Source organism: Agromyces capsici, assembly GCF_058349965.1.
Genome location: NZ_JBYRET010000001.1, coordinates 359388 through 376701, shown reverse-complemented (window position 1 = coordinate 376701; position 17314 = coordinate 359388). Strand labels below are relative to the sequence as shown.

Annotated in this window: 15 protein-coding genes and 1 pseudogene; 9 read left to right on the top strand and 7 right to left on the bottom strand. The window is 72.7% G+C overall.

From position 1 onward, the window contains the following. Positions 1-54 precede the first annotated feature (54 nt). Both AC3RKB_RS01900 and AC3RKB_RS01895 read left to right on the top strand, forming a co-directional pair. Positions 55-798, top strand: a complete 744-nt coding sequence (locus tag AC3RKB_RS01900; RefSeq protein ID WP_491434280.1) for a YcnI family copper-binding membrane protein — start codon at positions 55-57, stop codon at positions 796-798. Position 799: 1 nt separating this feature from the next. Further along, positions 800-1519 (top strand): copper resistance CopC family protein, encoded by a 720-nt coding sequence (locus AC3RKB_RS01895; RefSeq protein ID WP_491434279.1) that lies wholly within the window; start codon positions 800-802, stop codon positions 1517-1519. A 30-nt stretch (positions 1520-1549) separates the two neighbouring features. On the opposite strand, the gene AC3RKB_RS01890 is transcribed toward AC3RKB_RS01895, so the two are convergent. Next, entirely contained in the window at positions 1550-2251 is a 702-nt protein-coding gene (locus AC3RKB_RS01890; RefSeq protein WP_491434278.1) for an SDR family NAD(P)-dependent oxidoreductase, read from the bottom strand. Between the two features lie 152 nt (positions 2252-2403). Between AC3RKB_RS01890 and recQ the strand changes: the two genes are divergently transcribed. The 4 genes from recQ (at position 2404) to AC3RKB_RS01870 (ending at position 7712) form a co-directional block, all read left to right on the top strand. After that, the gene (gene recQ, locus AC3RKB_RS01885) at positions 2404-4422 is read left to right on the top strand and encodes a DNA helicase RecQ (protein ID WP_491434277.1); all 2019 of its coding nucleotides are present in this window, start codon (positions 2404-2406) and stop codon (positions 4420-4422) included. Positions 4423-4535: 113 nt separating this feature from the next. Further along, the gene (locus tag AC3RKB_RS01880) at positions 4536-4946 is read left to right on the top strand and encodes a hypothetical protein (RefSeq protein ID WP_491434276.1); all 411 of its coding nucleotides are present in this window, start codon (positions 4536-4538) and stop codon (positions 4944-4946) included. A gap of 10 nt (positions 4947-4956) precedes the next feature. Then, a complete protein-coding gene (locus tag AC3RKB_RS01875; RefSeq protein WP_491434275.1) occupies positions 4957-5388 on the top strand; it encodes a DUF7144 family membrane protein in 432 nt (143 codons plus the stop codon). 194 nt (positions 5389-5582) lie between these two features. After that, positions 5583-7712 carry an acyl-CoA dehydrogenase family protein gene (locus tag AC3RKB_RS01870; protein ID WP_491434274.1) on the top strand — a complete coding sequence of 710 codons (2130 nt, stop codon included), beginning with the start codon at positions 5583-5585 and terminating at the stop codon, positions 7710-7712. Here AC3RKB_RS01870 and AC3RKB_RS01865 read toward each other — a convergent pair. Together AC3RKB_RS01865 and AC3RKB_RS01860 are read right to left on the bottom strand one after the other, a co-directional pair. Continuing rightward, positions 7702-8718: a malate dehydrogenase gene (locus AC3RKB_RS01865; protein ID WP_491434273.1), complete on the bottom strand. Its 1017-nt coding sequence runs from the start codon at positions 8716-8718 to the stop codon at positions 7702-7704. The two genes, AC3RKB_RS01870 and AC3RKB_RS01865, sit on opposite strands and share 11 nt — an antisense overlap. Positions 8719-8762: 44 nt before the next feature. After that, positions 8763-9260 (bottom strand): DUF427 domain-containing protein, encoded by a 498-nt coding sequence (locus AC3RKB_RS01860; RefSeq protein ID WP_491434272.1) that lies wholly within the window; start codon positions 9258-9260, stop codon positions 8763-8765. Positions 9261-9401: 141 nt separating this feature from the next. Here AC3RKB_RS01860 and pip point away from each other — a divergent pair. Continuing rightward, positions 9402-10352: pseudogene (pip, locus tag AC3RKB_RS01855) on the top strand (prolyl aminopeptidase); the annotation flags it as partial. 551 nt (positions 10353-10903) lie between these two features. After that, positions 10904-11785, top strand: a complete 882-nt coding sequence (gene ypfJ / locus AC3RKB_RS01850; RefSeq protein ID WP_491434271.1) for a KPN_02809 family neutral zinc metallopeptidase — start codon at positions 10904-10906, stop codon at positions 11783-11785. A gap of 40 nt (positions 11786-11825) precedes the next feature. Here ypfJ and AC3RKB_RS01845 read toward each other — a convergent pair whose 3' ends face one another. After that, the gene (locus AC3RKB_RS01845) at positions 11826-13445 is read right to left on the bottom strand and encodes a LuxR C-terminal-related transcriptional regulator (protein ID WP_491434270.1); all 1620 of its coding nucleotides are present in this window, start codon (positions 13443-13445) and stop codon (positions 11826-11828) included. 154 nt (positions 13446-13599) lie between these two features. Between AC3RKB_RS01845 and AC3RKB_RS01840 the strand changes: the two genes are divergently transcribed. After that, the gene (locus AC3RKB_RS01840; protein WP_491434269.1) at positions 13600-13995 is read left to right on the top strand and encodes a hypothetical protein; all 396 of its coding nucleotides are present in this window, start codon (positions 13600-13602) and stop codon (positions 13993-13995) included. 14 nt (positions 13996-14009) lie between these two features. Here the strand turns inward: AC3RKB_RS01840 and AC3RKB_RS01835 are convergent, their stop codons facing one another. From AC3RKB_RS01835 to AC3RKB_RS01825, 3 genes are all read right to left on the bottom strand, one after another. Then, positions 14010-14711: an alpha/beta fold hydrolase gene (locus AC3RKB_RS01835; protein ID WP_491434268.1), complete on the bottom strand. Its 702-nt coding sequence runs from the start codon at positions 14709-14711 to the stop codon at positions 14010-14012. A 10-nt stretch (positions 14712-14721) separates the two neighbouring features. Next, positions 14722-15720, bottom strand: coding sequence for an EamA family transporter (locus tag AC3RKB_RS01830; RefSeq protein WP_491434267.1), 999 nt, complete (start codon positions 15718-15720; stop codon positions 14722-14724). 130 nt (positions 15721-15850) lie between these two features. Continuing rightward, positions 15851-17302, bottom strand: a complete 1452-nt coding sequence (locus AC3RKB_RS01825; protein ID WP_491434266.1) for an MFS transporter — start codon at positions 17300-17302, stop codon at positions 15851-15853. Positions 17303-17314: the final 12 nt, after the last annotated feature.

Sequence of the window (17314 nt, the reverse complement as noted above, 5' to 3'; positions counted from 1 at the left end):
CACCTGAGCCGAACGCCGGCCCGCGCGCCCGTGCACCCGACGAGAAGAGACCCCATGCGCACCATCACCCGATCCGCCGCCGTCGCCGCGACCGCCCTCGGCGCCGGCACCCTGCTCGCCCTCGCCGCACCCGTCGCCGCGAACGCGCACGTGACCGTCACGCCCGGTTCCACGGCCGCCGGCGGGTACTCCGTGCTCGAGTTCGCCTCCGGCCACGGCTGCGACGGCTCGCCGACGACGTCGTTCACGGTCGACATCCCCGAGCAGATCCTCTCCGTCACGCCGACCCTCGAGGCCGGCTGGACCGTCGAGAAGGTGATGGTCGCCCTCGACGAGCCGGTCGAGGGCGCCCACGGCGACGTCGTCTCGGAGCGCGTCGGGCAGGTCGTGTACACGGCCGAGACGCCGATCCCCGAGGGCTACCGCGGCACCTTCCAGATCCAGGTGCTCGTGCCGGAAGACGGCGAGGGCGAGCGCCTCGAGTTCCCGGTGCTGCAGTCCTGCGTCGAGGGCGAGACCGCCTGGAACGAGTCGCCGGGCGCCGACGGCTCCGAGCCCGAGCACCCCGCCCCGGCGATCGAGGTGACGGCCGCCGCGGGCGACGCGCACGGCCACGACACCGCCGAGGGCGACGACCACGCCGCCGGTGAGACGGCCGAGGCGACCGAGACCGCGGCGACCGAGTCGACGGATGCTGCAGTCGACACGCTCGCCCGAGTCGTCGGCATCGCCGGCTTGGCCGTCGGCGTCGTCGGCATCGTCATCGCCGTCGCCGCGCGCCGCGGATCGAAGGCCTGACGTGCGCGCGTTCCACCGTCGCGCGGCCGCGCTCGGCGCGACCGGCATGCTGGCGATCGCGCTCGGCGTGCTCGCGGCGCCGGCCGTGCCCGCGCTCGCGCACAACAGCGTCATCGCCGAATCGCCCGAGGCGGATTCGACGATCACGGCCCAGCCCGACACGGTCTGGCTCGAGACGAGCGACGCCCTGCTCGACGTCGAGGGCGCGACCGTGATGGACGTGGTCGGACCGGATGGCCTCCACTACGCGACGGACTGCCCCGCGGTCGAGGGCGCCGTGGCGAGCGTTCCGGCCGAGCTCGGGCCGGAGGGCGCGTACACGGTCGCGTGGCGCGTCGTCTCCGCCGACGGGCATCCGATCACCGGCGAATTCGAGTTCACGTGGACGCCGGCCGACGGCGAGATGGTCGCGGTGGGGGCCGACGAGGCCGCGTGCTCGTCGGGCGCCGGCGAGTCGGCCGAACCCGGCGACGCCGTGGGCGAGCCCGGTGACGATGCGACGGATGCCGCGGCATCCGGCGGCGTCGGCGACCTGTTGTGGGTGGTCGGCGGGGCGGTCGTGGTCGGTCTCGCGGGGCTCGCCGCGTTCCTGCTCACCCGACGGCGCCCCGCGCCCGGCGGTGCAGCGGGCGGCGACACTCCGGCCGCCGGCGCCACCGGCGGCGACACTGCGGGCCAGGAGGCGGATCCGGTCGACCCCGACCGTCCGGCGGATCGCTGAACCCGCCCGCCCGGGCGAGGCGCGGCGGGCTCAGGTCCCGGAGAACGCCGCGGGCGGCAGCGTCGTCTCGCCGTCGATGATCGCGCGCACGAGCCGGTCGGCCACTGCGGCCGGCTCGTGCCCGCGCGGGAACCTCGGCGGCGTGCCGAACAGCGGCCGCTCGGCGAGGCCCGTCTCGGTGTGGCCGGGCCGGGCGTCGAGCAGCCGGATGCCGCTGCGCCGCAGTTCGCGTCGGGCCGCGGTGAGATACGCCGCGAGGGCCGCCTTGGACGCCGAGTAGCTCGCCAGGCCCGCCGTGGGCAGCTCGGCGACGATGCCGGTGAGCGCGAGGACCGTGGGCTCGCGCCCCGCCGCTGCGGACTCGCGGAGCGCGGGCAGCGCCGCCGAGACGATGCGCATGGGCGCGAGCGCGTTGACCGTGAACAGCGTCTCGAGGTCCTGCTCCGCCGTCTCCGCGACCGAGTCGAATCCGACGACGCCCGCGGCGAGCACGATGAGGTCGAGGCCGCCGAGCGCACCGACGGCGCGTTCGACGATCGCCTCGGGTCCCGTCTCGTCGGTCAGGTCGACGGCGATCGGCTCGCCGTACGCCGCGCGTTCCGCCAGGCGGGCCTCGTCGCGGCCGTGCACGGCGAGGCGCGCACCGCCGCTCGACAGGCGCTCGGCGAGGAGCCCGCCGAGCGCGCCGGTCGCGCCGACGACGAGGGCGCGGGAGGCGTCGATCTGCGTCATGGCTGGGAGCCTATGCCGGACGGATGCCGCGGCATCCGGGTTCACAGCGATCTCGCACCGCGACCAGTCCTCCCCACCCCGCCGTCGTCCGCGGTTCACGGTTCGTCCCTCGACGAGGGCCGGCTGTCTGCGCCGCCGGGTAGGGTCGTCGGGTGACGTGGAGCCAGAACCCCGAACCGGCCGGCGCCTGGGCCGACGAGGTGCCGTGGGATCCCGACGAGCTCGCCCCGCCCGATGATGAGTGGGTACCCCCTCCGCCGTTCGACGGTGCCCCGCCCGCGGCGCCGGGCGAGCGCCCGGCGCAGGCGCCAGCCGCCCCGTCCGCCGCTCCCGCGCGCTTCGACTCGCCAGTCGACGCCCTCCGCACCGTCTACGGGTACGACGCGTTCCGCGGCGAGCAGGCCGCGATCATCGGGCATGTCGCCGCCGGCGGCGACGCGGTCGTGCTCATGCCCACGGGCGGCGGCAAGAGCCTCTGCTACCAGATCCCGTCGCTGCTGCGCGAGGGCACGGGCGTCGTCGTCTCGCCGCTGATCGCGCTCATGCACGACCAGGTCGACGCCCTCGTGCGCAACGGGGTCCGGGCGGGCTACCTGAACTCGTCGCAGTCGCCCTCCGAGCGCGCGCAGGTCGAGCGCGCCTACGTCGCCGGCGAACTCGACCTGCTCTACGTCGCGCCCGAGCGCCTCGGGTCCGAGCAGACCAAGCGGTTCCTCGAGCGCGGCACGATCGCGCTGTTCGCCATCGACGAGGCGCACTGCGTGGCGCAGTGGGGCCACGACTTCCGGCCCGACTACCTCGCGCTCGCCGAACTCGCCGAGCGCTGGCCCGACGTGCCCCGCATCGCGCTCACCGCGACCGCGACCGAGGCGACGCACCGCGAGATCACCGACCGGCTCTCGCTCGGCCGGGCGCGGCACTTCGTCTCGAGCTTCGATCGTCCCAACATCCAGTACCGCATCGCGCCGAAGCTCGACGTGCGCCGGCAGTTGCTCGACTTCGTCCGCACCGAGGGCCGCGATGCCGACGGGCACCCCGTCGCTGGCATCGTGTACGCGCTCTCGCGCGCGAGCACCGAGAAGTTCGCGTCGTTCCTCGCCGCGAACGGCGTCGACGCGATGCCCTACCACGCGGGCCTCGATGCCGAGACGCGTCGCCGCACGCAGGAGCGCTTCCTCCGCGACGACGGCGTGGTCGTCGTCGCGACGATCGCGTTCGGCATGGGCATCGACAAGCCCGACGTGCGCTTCGTCGCGCACGTCGACCTGCCGAAGTCGGTCGAGGGCTACTACCAGGAGACCGGTCGCGCCGGCCGTGACGGCCTCCCGGCCACCGCGTGGCTCGCCTACGGCCTCCAGGACGTCGTGCAGCAGCGCCGCATGATCGACGAGAGCCAGGGCGACCTCGCGCACCGTCGCCGTTTGGCGTCGCACCTCGATGCGATGCTCGCGCTGTGCGAGACCGTCCAGTGCCGGCGCCAGAACCTGCTCGCGTACTTCGGCGAGCAGAGCGCCGCATGCGGCAACTGCGACACGTGCCTCGAGCCGCCGGCCTCGTGGGACGGCACGGTGCCCGCGCAGAAGGTGATGTCGACCATCGTGCGGCTGCAGCGCGAGCGCAACCAGCGGTTCGGCGCCGGTCACCTGATCGACATCCTGCGCGGCAAGCGCACCGCGCGGGTCGAGCAGTACGGCCACGACCGCCTGGCCACCTGGTCGATCGGCGACGACCTCTCCGAGACGCAGTGGCGCGGGGTCGTGCGGCAGTTGCTCGCGCAGGGCCTGCTGCAGTCGGTCGGCGAGTACGGCGTGCTGGCGCTGACGGATGCCTCGGCCGCCGTGCTTGCGGGCGACCGCTCGGTCGCGTTCCGAACCGAGCTCGAGCGGCCCGTCCGGTCCTCGCGCACCGCGCGCGCGGCGGCCCCGGCCGCGGCCGACCTCGAGCCCGCCGACGCCGAGCTCTTCGAGGCGCTCCGCGCCTGGCGGGCCGGCGAGGCCCGTGAGCAGGGCGTGCCCGCGTACATCGTGTTCGGCGACGCCACCCTGCGCGCCGTCGCCGCACGACGCCCGACGAGTCTCGCCGAGCTCGACGGCATCTCCGGGATCGGGACGAAGAAGCTCGAGGCGTACGGCGATGCCCTCGTGCGCGTCGTCGCGGCGCACGCGGGCTGAGTCGCCGAGCAGCCCGCGCGGCACGGGACCTTCGGACCATGGCCGACTCCCCGGCGCCTCGATAGCATCGGGCCCAGAGGCCGCCTCCGGCGGCCCGATTCGGGGGAGGGCTCATGTCCACGGTTCAGGGGAAGCGTCCGGCCACGGTCACGATCATCGGAGTGTTCGCGTTCATCGCCGGCGCGTTGGACATGGTCTCCGGCGTGATCCTGTTCTTCATGCTGCCGGTGCAGGAGACGGTCGACGCGTTCGGCGGCACCGGGCCGATGATCGCGGCGGCGATCGGCTCGATCATCGTCGGCCTCATCACCGTCGCCGTCGCCGGCGGGCTGCTGCGGGGAAGCGAGGCGGCGCGCCTCGTGATCACGGTCGTGCAGGTCCTCTCGCTGATCGGGTCGCTGTTCCTCGCGATCGCCTACCGCGAGACCCAAACGGCGATCGACGAGTGGATCGGCATCGCAGTCTCGGTGATCGTCCTGATCCTCCTCTGGACGCCCAAGGCCAGCGCGTTCTTCCGGAGCTGAGAGGACGACGATGAGCACGGATCAGGGGCTCGGGGTGCGACGGCCCGTCGCCGTCACCGTCGTCGGAGCGCTGGTGTGGGTGAACGCGGCGCTCGACCTCGTCGCCGGGTTCTTCCTGCTGATCGGCGCGACCATCGGCGGCGACGACGAGGCGACGCGGACGATGTTCGCGATCATGGGCTCGATCTCGCTGCTCGTCGGCGCACTCGCGGCGGTGATCGCGTTCGGACTCATGCGCGGGAACACCGTCGCGCGCATGGCGATCACGGCGATCGAGGTCGTGTCGATTGCGGCGTCGGTCAGCGCCGCGATCGCGAACCCGTCGAGCGCGGCGAACGAGATCGTGAGCGCGCTGGTCGCGCTCGCCATCATCCTGCTGCTCTGGTCGCCGGAGTCCACGCGGTTCTTCCGTGGCCTCGCGCCAGGTCAGCCGACGGGCTGACCGGGCTCCCCCCGGCGACCACCTCGATTGTCGATCCTCCAACGGTCGACGCGGGGTCCATTGTGAGACTTCACAATGCCGGTGGGATGGCGTGAACGACGGTTTGTAGGCCGCTGACGGTCCGTTTCGGCACCGCGACGTGCCGCCATACCGTGGGGTCGAGCCCTGATCCGCGTACGAAGGACGAACCGACGATGGTCGACACGGCATCCCGAACCGATTCCACTCCCGCACCCAAGGTCGAGCGCCCGAGCACCGCCGCTCGCGCGTCCGAGGCGACTCCGGCGAACACCCCGATCGACTCGACCGCGGCACCCGTGGTCGACGTGGCGGCACTCGGCCGCCAGCTGCTCGGCACCTGGCCCGAGGCGCGACTCGCCGCGCGGGCGCGTGCCGCCGACCCCGCGTTCCAGCGCGTCGAGGGCCAGCCGATGCACGAGCACCGCGAGCGCGTGCTCGGCCAGCTGAAGCTGCTCGTCGAATCGGGCGCCGTGCACAAGGCGTTCCCCAAGGAACTCGGCGGTGAGGACGACCACGGCGGCAACATCGCCGCCTTCGAGGAGCTCGTGCTGGCCGACCCCAGCCTGCAGATCAAGTCGGGCGTGCAGTGGGGCCTCTTCGGATCCGCCGTGCTCCACCTGGGCACCACGGCCCACCACGAGAAGTACCTGCCCGGCATCATGTCGCTCGAGGTCCCCGGTGCGTTCGCCATGACCGAGACCGGTCATGGCTCCGACGTCGCCTCGATCGGCACGACCGCCACGTACGACCCCGAGACCGAGGAGTTCGTGCTCCACACGCCGTTCCGCGGCGCGTGGAAGGACTACCTCGGCAATGCGGCAGTGCACGGCATCGCGGCCGTCGTGTTCGCGCAGCTCATCACGAAGGGCGTCAACCACGGCGTGCACGCTTTCTACGTGCCGCTCCGCGACGAGCACGGCGAGTTCCTGCCGGGCATCGGCGGCGAGGACGACGGCCTCAAGGGCGGACTGAACGGCATCGACAACGGGCGCCTGCACTTCACGGAGGTGCGCGTGCCGCGCACCGACCTGCTGAACCGCTACGGCGACGTCGCCGCCGACGGCACGTACTCCAGCCCGATCGCGAGCCCCGGTCGCCGCTTCTTCACGATGCTCGGCACGCTCGTGCAGGGCCGGGTCTCGCTCGACGGCGCCGCGACGATCGCGAGCGCGATGGGCCTCGCGATCGCGATCACGTACGGCACGCAGCGTCGCCAGTTCAACGCGGGGAGCGAGACCGACGAGGAGGTGCTGCTCGACTACCAGCGGCACCAGCGCCGCCTGCTCCCGAAGCTCGCCACCACGTACGCGCAGTACTTCGCGCACGACGAGTTCCTGCGGAAGTTCGACGCGGTGTTCTCCGGCGAGGCCGACACCGACGACGACCGCCAGGATCTCGAGACCATCGCGGCCGCGCTGAAGCCGCTCTCCACGTGGCATGCGCTCGAGACGCTGCAGGAGGCGCGCGAGGCGTGCGGCGGTGCGGGGTTCCTCGCCGAGAATCGCATCGTCGGGCTCCGCCAGGACCTCGACATCTACGTCACGTTCGAGGGCGACAACAACGTGCTGCTGCAGCTGGTCGCCAAGCGACTGCTCACCGACTACTCGAAGCAGTTCGCCAAGGCGGATGCCGGCGCGATGGCGCGCTTCGTCGTCTCCCAGACCGCCGACCGCGCCTACCACGGCACGGGCCTCCGCCGCCTCGCGCAGACCATAGCCGACTTCGGCTCGACGGCCCGCTCGGTGCACGAGCTGCGTGAGGAGGAGACCCAGCGGGAACTGCTCACCGACCGCGTCGAGGCGATGATCGGCGAGATCGCCGGGCGCCTCCGCGACATGCGCAAGCTGTCCAAGGCCGAGGCGGCCGCGCTGTTCAACCGCAACCAGAACGAGCTCATCGAGGCGGCGCGTGCACACGCCGAGCTGCTCCAGTGGGAGGCGTTCACGCGCGCACTCGCCCGCACGGAGGACGCGGGCACGAAGCAGGTCCTCACGTGGGTGCGCGACCTGTTCGGCCTCGGCCTCATCGAGAAGCACCTCGCGTGGTACCTGATCCACGGGCGCCTCTCGCCGCAGCGCGCGCAGGCCGTGTCGGCCTACATCGACCGGCTCGTCGAGCGACTGCGCCCCTACGCGCTCGACCTCGTCGAGGCGTTCGGCTTCGCGCCCGAGCACCTGCGCGCGTCGATCGCGTCGGGCGCCGAGCAGGAGCGCCAGGACGAGGCGCGAGCGTACTTCGCCGCACAGCGCGCGGCGGGCACGCTTCCCGCCCCGGAGAAGGCGTCGGTGAAGGTCAGGCGATGAGGCCCAGCGAGCGCACCGCCTCGCGCTCGTCGACGAGCTCGGCGATCGACCGCTCGATCCGCTGACGCGCGAACGCGTCGACGGCCAGCCCGTCGACGACCTTCCACGCGCCGTCCTCGGCGACGACCGGGAACGACGAGATCACGCCCTCGGCGACCCCGTACTCGCCGTTCGACCAGATCGCGGCGCTCGTCCACCCGCGATCGCCCGTGCCGAGCACCCAGTCGTGCACGTGGTCGATCGTCGCCGACGCGGCCGAGGCCACCGACGACGACCCGCGCACCTCGATGATCTCGGCGCCGCGCTTGGCCACGCGCGGGATGAAGTGGTCCTCGAGCCATGACCGTGCGGCGTCGACGCCGCCCATCCGGGCGGCGAGCAGCGCCGGCACCGCGTCGCCGTCGGCGGTCGCGTGCGCGACATCCGGGAACTGGGTCGCCGAGTGGTTGCCCCAGATCGTGACGCCGCGGATGCCGCCGACCGGAGCCTGCAACGCGGCGGAGAGCTGCCCGACGGCCCGGTTGTGGTCGAGCCGGGTCAGCGCCGTGAAGCGCTCCTTCGGCACGTCGGGCGCGTTCGACGCGGCGATGAGCGCGTTGGTGTTCGCGGGGTTGCCGACCGCGACCACGCGGATGTCGTCGGCAGCGTGCTCGTTGATCGCCCGCCCCTGGGGGCCGAAGATGCCGGCGTTCGCCTCGAGCAGGTCGCCGCGTTCCATGCCCGTCGTGCGCGGGCGCGCTCCGACGAGGAGTGCGAGGTTCGCACCGCGGAACGCGACCGCCGGATCGTCGGTGATCTCGACGTGCGTCAGCAGGGGGAACGCCGAATCCTGCAGCTCGAGCGCGGCACCCTCGGCGGCGCGCAGCCCCTGCGGGATCTCGAGCAGGTGCAGGCGCACCGGGATGTCGGGGCCGAGCATCGCGCCCGAGGCGATCCGGAACAGCAGCGCGTAGCCGATCTGCCCCCCGGCGCCGGTGATCGTGATGGTGACCGGTGTACGGCTCATGGGCCGAGCCTACGCCGGGCGTCGTGCCGAGGCATCCGGCGCCCTCACCACCCCATGGTGCCCGGAGCGCCCTTGAACGGGCCGGCCACGCGCGACGTGATCCAGCCGCCGTAGAACGAACCCGGCTGCGGCACGACGCGCTCGCCGTCGACGGTGCACGCGTCCATCGGGCCGGCGTAGACGGCGACCCGGTCGCGCAGCTCCTCGAACCCGGGCGACGGATTCGGGTAGTTCCACGCCGCCCGCGTCGCGGTCCGTCCGTCCCCGCCGTGCACGCTGAGGTAGCGGGCGGCGCCCTTGAACTCGCAGAACGACGCGCCCGCGGCTGCCGAGAGCGCGCCCTCGGCGAACGCGGCGATCGGCAGGTAGTACACGGGCGGATGGCTCGTCTCGAGCACGCGCACGACATCGCGCGTGTCGACCACGCGTCGGCCGCCGAGGTCGATCGTGACGCGCGCATCGACGCGCTCGAGGCGGGGCGGCCTGGGGTAGTCCCACACGGACTCCTGCCCGGGGCCGATGGGTTCGGGGTCCGGTCGCATGGCCGCACGGTAGGGCGCGCGGCTGAGAGCGCGCCGTACCGGATGGCACGGCCCGCGAGCCGCGGCGGCGCGCCGCCGCCCCGCGACATCCGCCCGTCGATAGCGTGTGCTGGCAGGGGGCGTGGACGCGGAGGGGACACCATGAGGGATCTGTATCCGGAGATCGAGCCGCTCGAGACGGGCATGCTCGATGTCGGGGACGGCCAGCACATCTACTGGGAGGTCTCCGGGAACCGCGAGGGCAAGCCCGTGGTGTTCCTCCACGGCGGCCCGGGCGGCGGCACCACGCCCACGCACCGACGGCTGTTCGACCCGTCGAGGTACCGGATCGTGCTGTTCGACCAGCGCGGCTGCGGCTTCTCGATCCCGCACGCGTCCGAGCCGGGCGCCGACCTCTCGGCGAACACGACCTGGCACCTCGTCGCCGACATGGAGCGGCTGCGCGCCCACCTCGGCATCGATCGCTGGCAGGTCTTCGGCGGCTCGTGGGGAAGCGCACTCGCGCTCGCCTACGCCGAGACCCACCCCGAACGCGTGACGGAGCTCGTGCTGCGGGGCATCTTCACCCTCCGGCGGCAGGAGCTCGACTGGTTCTACGAGGGCGGCGCCTCGGCGATCTTCCCCGACCTGTGGGAGGAGTTCCTCGCGCCGGTGCCGGTGGGCGAGCGCGCGCACCTCATCGACGCGTACCACCGGCTCCTCTCCGACCCCGATCCCGCCGTGCACCAGGCTGCGGCGATCGCGTGGTCGCGCTGGGAGTCCTCGACGATCACGCTGCTGCCGCAGGTCGAGACCATCGCGCGGTTCACGGCACCCGAGTACGCGACCGCGTTCGCGCGCATCGAGAACCACTACTTCCGCCACGGCGGCTGGTGGGACGAGGGGCAGCTCATCCGCGACGCGCACCGGCTGCGCGACATCCCCGCCGTCATCGTGCAGGGCCGCTACGACATGTGCACGCCCGTGATGACCGCGTGGGACCTGCACCGGGCCTGGCCCGAGGCCGAGCTGCGCATCGTCGACGACGCCGGGCACGCGTTCGACGAGCCGGGGATCCTGGACGCCCTGATCGCCGCGACGGACCGATTCGCCTGGCTCGAGGAGGATGCCGCGGCCGCCGCCCCGACGGTCGACGCCGACGAACCCGCCGGCGACGTGGACGACGCGGGCGCGGAGGTCGAGGGCGACGAGGACGGCGATGATCGCGGCGACGAGCGCGACGATGACCAGGAGGCGGACGACGCCGACGACGACGGCGACGGCGACAGCGACAGCGATGACGACCACGACGACGACGACTCCGGCGACGACGACGACTCCGATGACGATGACTACGACGACGACTCCGATGACGATGACTCCGACGACGACGACGACTCCGGCGACGACGACGACTCCGATGACGATGACGACGACGACGACTCCGATGACGATGACTCCGACGACGACGACGACGACTCCGATGACGATGACGAAGACGAAGACGAAGACGAAGACGACGACGATGACGATGACGACGACGACGACGATGACGACGACGACGAGTCGGGTCCGGTGACGCAATCCGGCCGGGAAGCGTAGCGCCCGGCGCGTTCGAACGGAAGGCGGATGTCCGCGTCACCGCTGCGGAGTAACGTCGGGTCATGACGTTCAATCCGAACTCCGACATCAGCGGCGGCAAGACCTCGCGGCGCGGCCGCACGACCGGCATCGCGGTCGGCGGCGGGCTCGGCGTGCTCGCGCTGGTGCTGCTCTCGCAGTTCCTGGGCGTCGACCTGACGGGCCTGGTCGGCGGGGGCGGGCAGTCGGAGCCGGCGGCGCCGGACTCGGCGCTGGAGGAGTGCACGACCGGCCAGGACGCCAATGAGCGCATCGACTGCCGCATGAAGGGCGCCGCCGCATCGCTCGAGGACTACTGGATCGACGCCGGTCCGCAGATCGGCCTGGACTACGTCGGCCCGCAGGACCTCATTCTCTTCAGCCAGTCGGTCGCGACGGGCTGCGGCAACGCGTCGTCGGCCACGGGGCCGTTCTACTGCCCGCCCGATCAGACGATCTACATCGACACCTCCTTCTACGACCAGCTCGAGCAGCAGTTCGGCGCCGAGAGCGGCCCGCTCGCCGAGATGTACGTGGTCGCCCACGAGTGGGGGCACCACGTGCAGAACCTCGCGGGCGTCCTCGAGTCGACGCGCGACGGGCAGACCGGTCCGACCTCGAACGCCGTCCGCGTCGAGCTGCAGGCCGACTGCTTCGCGGGCGCCTGGGCGGGTGCGGCCTCGACGACCGAGGACGCCGAGGGCGTGCCGTTCCTCCAGCCGATCACGCGTGAGCAGTACACCGAGGCCCTGAGCGCGGCGGCGGCCGTCGGCGATGATCGGATCCAGGAGGCCACGCAGGGGCAGGTCACGCCGCACCAGTTCACGCACGGCACGAGCGAGCAGCGGGTCCGCTGGTTCGAGGCCGGCTACGAGCAGGGCGTCGGCGTCTGCGACACGTTCAGCGTGAGCGGGAACGACCTCTGACGCATCGCGACGCCGGTGGGCGTCGCCGAGGCCGACCGCCTCATCCGACGAGGTGGTGCTGGAGCGCGTAGGCTGCGGCCTCGGTGCGGGAGGCGACGCCGAGCTTGCGGAAGGCGTTGGCCACGTCGCTCAGGAAGAGCCGCTCGGCGATGGCGCGGTTGGTCAGACCGCGCACGACCAGGACCAGCACTTCGCGTTCCCGCGCCGAGAGCCCATGCGCATCCTCATCGCCCCCCTCGAGCAGACCCCGGACGAGCGTGAGTTCCTTCGCCGCGCCGAGTCCCGCGAACAGGTCCGCGGCACTGTCCAGTTCGAGCCCGGCGCCCTCCTCATCCCCGAGCGCCCGGCAGGCGCGGGCGATGAGCACGCCCGTACGCGCGACGTCGTACGGCGCTGCGAGGGAACGCCACCTGTCGGATGCCCGCCGCAGGAGTCGCAACGCGGACGCCGCGTCGTCCTGCGAGAGCGCGAGCTCGCCGAGCGCCAGCTCGTGCTCTGCGCGGATCGCCGACGAATTCAGCCTGTCGGCGATGTCTCCGAGCTCGGCTGCGTAGGCCTGCGCATCCTCCAGCGCTTCGGCGGCGAGCATGACCGTGACGCCGGACGGGAGCAGGTGCGCCCGCTCCTGCGCCCGTTCGGCCTCGCTCAGAGCCCTGCGAATGCCCGCTCCGGCCGTGGCGGTGTCACCCTGCCGGAGCCGGAGCAGTGCGAGGCCGGGTTGGACATCCTTCCCGAGTGCGGCCGCGCGCCGGTAGGCCGACTCCGCGGCGTCGTCGTCGCCGAGCAGGCGGTACGTCTCACCCAGTTCGTAGCAGGCATGACCTGCGACCCGTACACCGCTGCCATCCGCAAGGTCACGCGACGCCTCCTCCAACTCCACGAGCGCCCGGCGGACCTCTCCGCGGCGCCGCAGGAGTACGGCGCGGTAGACCCGGCAGTTGTTGAGGAACGCGCCCGGGGGCGACGGCGGCAGGCCGCCCATCCACTTCTCGAGGGAGAGCGCCCACTCGTGTGCACGGGCGAGGTCGAGCGCCTCGTCCTCGCAGGTGCCGATCCCGCTGCAGTAGAGGTTGCTGGTCACCCGAGGCGACGTCTGGCCCGAGGTGACCCGCAGCATCGCCTCGTCCAGCCGGTCGAGTCCGGCGACGACAGCGCCCTCCTTGAGCAGCGCTCGTCCGGTGAGGATCGTCCCGTAGGTCACGAGGTCGACGTCATGCCGTTCCTTCCCCTGTGCGACGGCGTCGATCAGGAGCCCTCGCGCCTCGTCGTACCGCTCCTCGGCGATGCCGCGGTAGGCATCGAGCACCCGGAGCCAGCCCGGCTCGCGTGCGCTCAGCTCGTCGGTCAAGTCCCGCAGGCGGGCGACCCAGCCGCTCGCCCGGGCCATCTCGCCGCCGTACAGGAACTCGGTGAACAACCAGAACGCCGCGGCCGCCGCGCTATCGAGCTCGCGCGCGTTGGCCCGCATCGTGAACCCGCGCTCCAGTGCACTGACCGCGTCCTCATGGCGTCCGCACATCTGCGCGGCCTCGGCGAGCCGCTCGAGGTCCTCGACGGAGAGTGAGGCCTCCCGATCGGCGGCGAGGAACAGCTCACACGCGTCAGGCCAGCGTGCCTGCGAGTGCAAGGCGCGGGCTCGAGACACCGAGGTGCCCTCCACGCGCTCAGTCTGGCACTCCCACGCGGGAGTGGGTAGGTCTACCCACCGTGGGGTGTGGCGAACGGCCCGACCTGCCGATGACGCGGACGCATCCCCGCGTGAGGCTCGCATCGAGCCCGAATCCACGGGCCGCCACATCGGGAGGACGAGAACCATGAACGAGCCGCTCATCTACATCGCGAGTTATCAGGTCAAGCCGGGCCTGCTCGACGCCGCTCGCCGGCGCATGTTGGAGATCGCCGAACTGGTCGAGGAACGGGAACCGCAGCTCAACGCGTTCCACTTCTACCTCGACGAGACGAGGGAGCGGGTGATCACCGTTCAGGTGCATCCCGACGCCGACTCGATGGCGACCCACATGGCGGTGATCGCGGAGCACCTCTCCACCGCATGGGACGAGTTGGAGATCGATGGAGCGCAGCGCATCGCCTGCGGCACGCCACCACGAGTGATGCTCGCGTACGACCTCGAATTCGGTCTCGAGCTCGAGACGTACCCATCGCACCTCGCCGGCTTCACCAGGGGCGTGGCGACCGGCGCTCGTGCCTGACGGTCGACTGCCGCTCAGCGGGCGATCGCGTCGACCAGGATCCGGCCGAGCTCGGCCGGGCGAGTGAACTGCGGCCAGTGCCCGGTCGGGAGGTCGACGTAGTCGAGAACGCGCATCGCGGCGAGTTCGCGCACGAACGGTGCGCCGCCGTCGACCCATTCCGTGAGCTGCGCCGCGGGGTACTCGCACGTGACGATCGTCGTCGGCACATCGCGTCGGCGCTCGTCGCCGAGCCGCAGCGGATCGGTCGCCACTGCCGCGGGCACGGGGATCGAGCGCTCGCGGAACCGCCGCCGGAGCTCGTCGTCGAGGTCGGCGAGCATGCCGTCGCCGAACACCGACCACTCGGGGAGCGGGATCTCGTCGCCGACGACGGGGAGCTGGTCGTTGATGCAGTCACCGTCGTTCATCGGCGCGTCGTCGACGTAGATCACGCGGGCGATGCGGTCGGGCCGGCGGTCGGAGACCGCCTGCGCGACGGTTCCACCGCCCGAGTGCCCGACGAGCACGACCGGTGCGCCGTCGATGCCGTCGACGATGCGGAGCACCGCGTCGACGTGGTCGTCGAGGCCGATGCCGGAGCGTGGCGCATCGACGGACTCGAGCCCTGGGAGGGTCACCGCGTGCACCCGATGCCCCGCGGCCTCCAGTGCCGGCGTCACCCCGTTCCACGAACTCGCGTCGAGCCAGAATCCGGGGATGAGGATGACGTCCATGCCTCTGAGGCTAGGCCATGCCTCCGACATCGGCGGGGGCGGGAACGGTGCGGCCGGACGCCGCCGACGGGACCCGCGAACGGCGCCGCCGCGGCATCCGCCCACTGCTCGCGACCGCGAGGAGCACGATGCCCGACGCGAGCACGCCGAGCCCCGCGACGGCCGTCGGGGGAAGCTGCTCCTGGAGCACGAGCACGCCCAGCAGCGTCGCGGTGAGCGGTTCGGCGAGCGTGAGCGTCGAGACCGTCGCGGGGGCCAGGTGCCGCAGCCCCGCGCCGAAGAGCAGGTACGCCGCCGTCGTGGCGATGAGCCCGAGCCACAGCGCCATCATCAGGCCGTCGGGCGTCGCGAGCCACGCGGCATCCGCCGACAGCAGGACCGGCAGGCTCACGACGGCCGCGGCGCCGAACATCGCGCCCATGCTCGACGACGAGGTCCAGCCGCGGTCGATCAGCGACTTGCCGGCGAGCGTGTAGACCGCGTACGAGGCGCCGGCGCCGATCGACGCGGCGACCCCGAGCGGGTCGACCGCAGCGGGCCCCGTGCCGCTCGCGGCGGCGAGGATCGCGACGCCGGCCGTGGCGAGCACCGTGGCGAGGATCCAGGCCCGGCCGGGGAACCGGCGACGGATCGCCCAGTCGAGCGCGCCGGTCAGCACGGGTGCGGAGCCGAGCGCGATGACCGTGCCGACCGCCACGCCGTTCGCGGCGGTGCCCGCGAAGAACGCGGGCTGGTAGGCCAGCACGCCCGCCGCGCCGGCGAGCACGAGGAGCGCGTTCGCGAGCCGCGGTGCGCGACCACCGGACGTCGGGGCGACGGATGTCCCGGTCGCGTCGTCCCGACGTCCGGCGAGATGGAGGGCGAGGGCCACCGCGGCGAGCGCCCCGCCGCCGATCAGGATGCGCGCCGCGCCGAGCGACAGCGGGTCGGCCTCGGGGCCGAGCGCCTGCGCGGTGCCCGTCGTGCCGAAGCACACGGCCGCGGCGAGGACGAGCAACACGGAACGCATCCGCATATTGTTCCACAATCCTGTGCGGCGGGGCGACACGGTCCGCGCACCCCCGCCGTCGACGACGGAGGGCGGGATGCGACGCACCGTGAGGTGCGCCGGATCCCGCCCGATCGATGGGGTCGTCGACTCAGGCGGCCAGGGACGGCGCCTCCGCGTCCGCCGGCTCGGTCGAGTCGGCGGAGCTCCGGCCTCGCCCTCGGCCCGTGAGCATGGCCGCAGCGGCGACCAGGCCGGCGACGGCGATCACGCCCGCGCCGATGAACGCGGCGCTGTAGCCGTCGGTCAGCGAAGCGGCATCCGACCCGCCCGCGGTGACCGCGGCCGAGACCACGGTGAGCGCGGCGAGGCCGACCGCCGAGCCGATCTGGTAGCTCGTGTTCACGAGGCCGGATGCCACGCCCGTTTCCGCCATCGGCGCGGCGCCGATCGCGGTGCCGAGCGACGGGACGAACGCGAGGGCCATGCCGAGCGCGGCCACGAGCGAGGGGCCGAGCACGTCGATCGAGTACGAGCCGTCGGGGCGCACGAACGCGAGCCAGCCGAGGCCGCCCGCGAGGAGCGCGAACCCGGAGACCACCATCGCCTTCGTGCCGAAGCGGGCGAGGAGGCGCGGCGCGATCACGATCATGCCGATCACGATGAGCCCGGTCATGGGCAGCAGCGCCGCGCCCGCGGCGAACGCGCCCGCACCGAGCACCTGCTGCAGGTAGAGGTTCAGGAAGAACCACATCGGCACCCATGCGGCGCCGAGCAGGAGCTGGGCGAGGTTCGCGGCGCCGAGCTGGGGCTCGCCGAGGATGCCGAGTCGCAGCAGGGGCGTGCGTCGGCGGGCCTGGATCGCGAAGAAGGCGATGAGCAGCACCGCACCCGTGTCGAGCGCGGCGAGCACCTCCATCGAGACCCAGCCGGCCTCGGGGGCGCGGACCACGCCGTAGACGACGGCGGTGAGGCCGAACGTCGCCGTGGCGGCTCCGGCGAGGTCGACCCGCCCGCGGCTGCCGGCGACGCGCGGCAGCGCGACGGGCGTGAGCACGAGCACGAGCGCGGCGATCGGCACGGTCACGTAGAAGACCCAGGGCCAGCTCGCGTACTCGGTGAGGACGCCGCCGAGGAACACGCCTGCCGTGCCGCCGATGGGCGCGGCCGCGCCGTAGACGGCGAACGCCTTGGGCAGCTCGGCGGTGCCGCCGAACAGGGTCATGAGCAGCGTGAGCGCCGCGGGGGCGATGAGCGCGGAGCCGGCGCCCTGCACGACTCGCCCGGCGAGTTCGACGGCGACGCCGTCGGCGGCGCCGGCCATGATCGAGCCGACGAGGAGCGTCGCCCACCCCGTGGCGAACATCCGCCGGGCGCCGAATACGTCGGAGAGCCGGCCGCCGAGCAGCAGCAGGCCGCCGAAGGCGATGACGTAGGCGTTGAACACCCAGGAGAGCGATTCGGGCGTGAACCCGAGCTCGGCCTGGATGTCGGGCAGGGCCACGCCGATGATCGACGTGTCCATGATCACGATGAACTGCGCGGTGGCGATGAGCGCGAGCCCGAGCCACCGGCGGGGCGCGGGGCGCGTTGGGTTCGACACGAGGTCCTCCTT

Coding starts and splice junctions, on each gene's coding strand:
- ypfJ (WP_491434271.1), top strand. CDS start 10,904: ATGACGTTCAATCCGAACTCCGACATCAGCGGCGGCAAGACCTCGCGG.
- AC3RKB_RS01880 (WP_491434276.1), top strand. CDS start 4,536: ATGTCCACGGTTCAGGGGAAGCGTCCGGCCACGGTCACGATCATCGGA.
- AC3RKB_RS01840 (WP_491434269.1), top strand. CDS start 13,600: ATGAACGAGCCGCTCATCTACATCGCGAGTTATCAGGTCAAGCCGGGC.
- AC3RKB_RS01830 (WP_491434267.1), bottom strand. CDS start 15,720: ATGCGTTCCGTGTTGCTCGTCCTCGCCGCGGCCGTGTGCTTCGGCACG.
- AC3RKB_RS01890 (WP_491434278.1), bottom strand. CDS start 2,251: ATGACGCAGATCGACGCCTCCCGCGCCCTCGTCGTCGGCGCGACCGGC.
- AC3RKB_RS01865 (WP_491434273.1), bottom strand. CDS start 8,718: ATGAGCCGTACACCGGTCACCATCACGATCACCGGCGCCGGGGGGCAG.
- AC3RKB_RS01835 (WP_491434268.1), bottom strand. CDS start 14,711: ATGGACGTCATCCTCATCCCCGGATTCTGGCTCGACGCGAGTTCGTGG.
- AC3RKB_RS01900 (WP_491434280.1), top strand. CDS start 55: ATGCGCACCATCACCCGATCCGCCGCCGTCGCCGCGACCGCCCTCGGC.
- AC3RKB_RS01870 (WP_491434274.1), top strand. CDS start 5,583: ATGGTCGACACGGCATCCCGAACCGATTCCACTCCCGCACCCAAGGTC.
- AC3RKB_RS01875 (WP_491434275.1), top strand. CDS start 4,957: ATGAGCACGGATCAGGGGCTCGGGGTGCGACGGCCCGTCGCCGTCACC.
- AC3RKB_RS01860 (WP_491434272.1), bottom strand. CDS start 9,260: ATGCGACCGGACCCCGAACCCATCGGCCCCGGGCAGGAGTCCGTGTGG.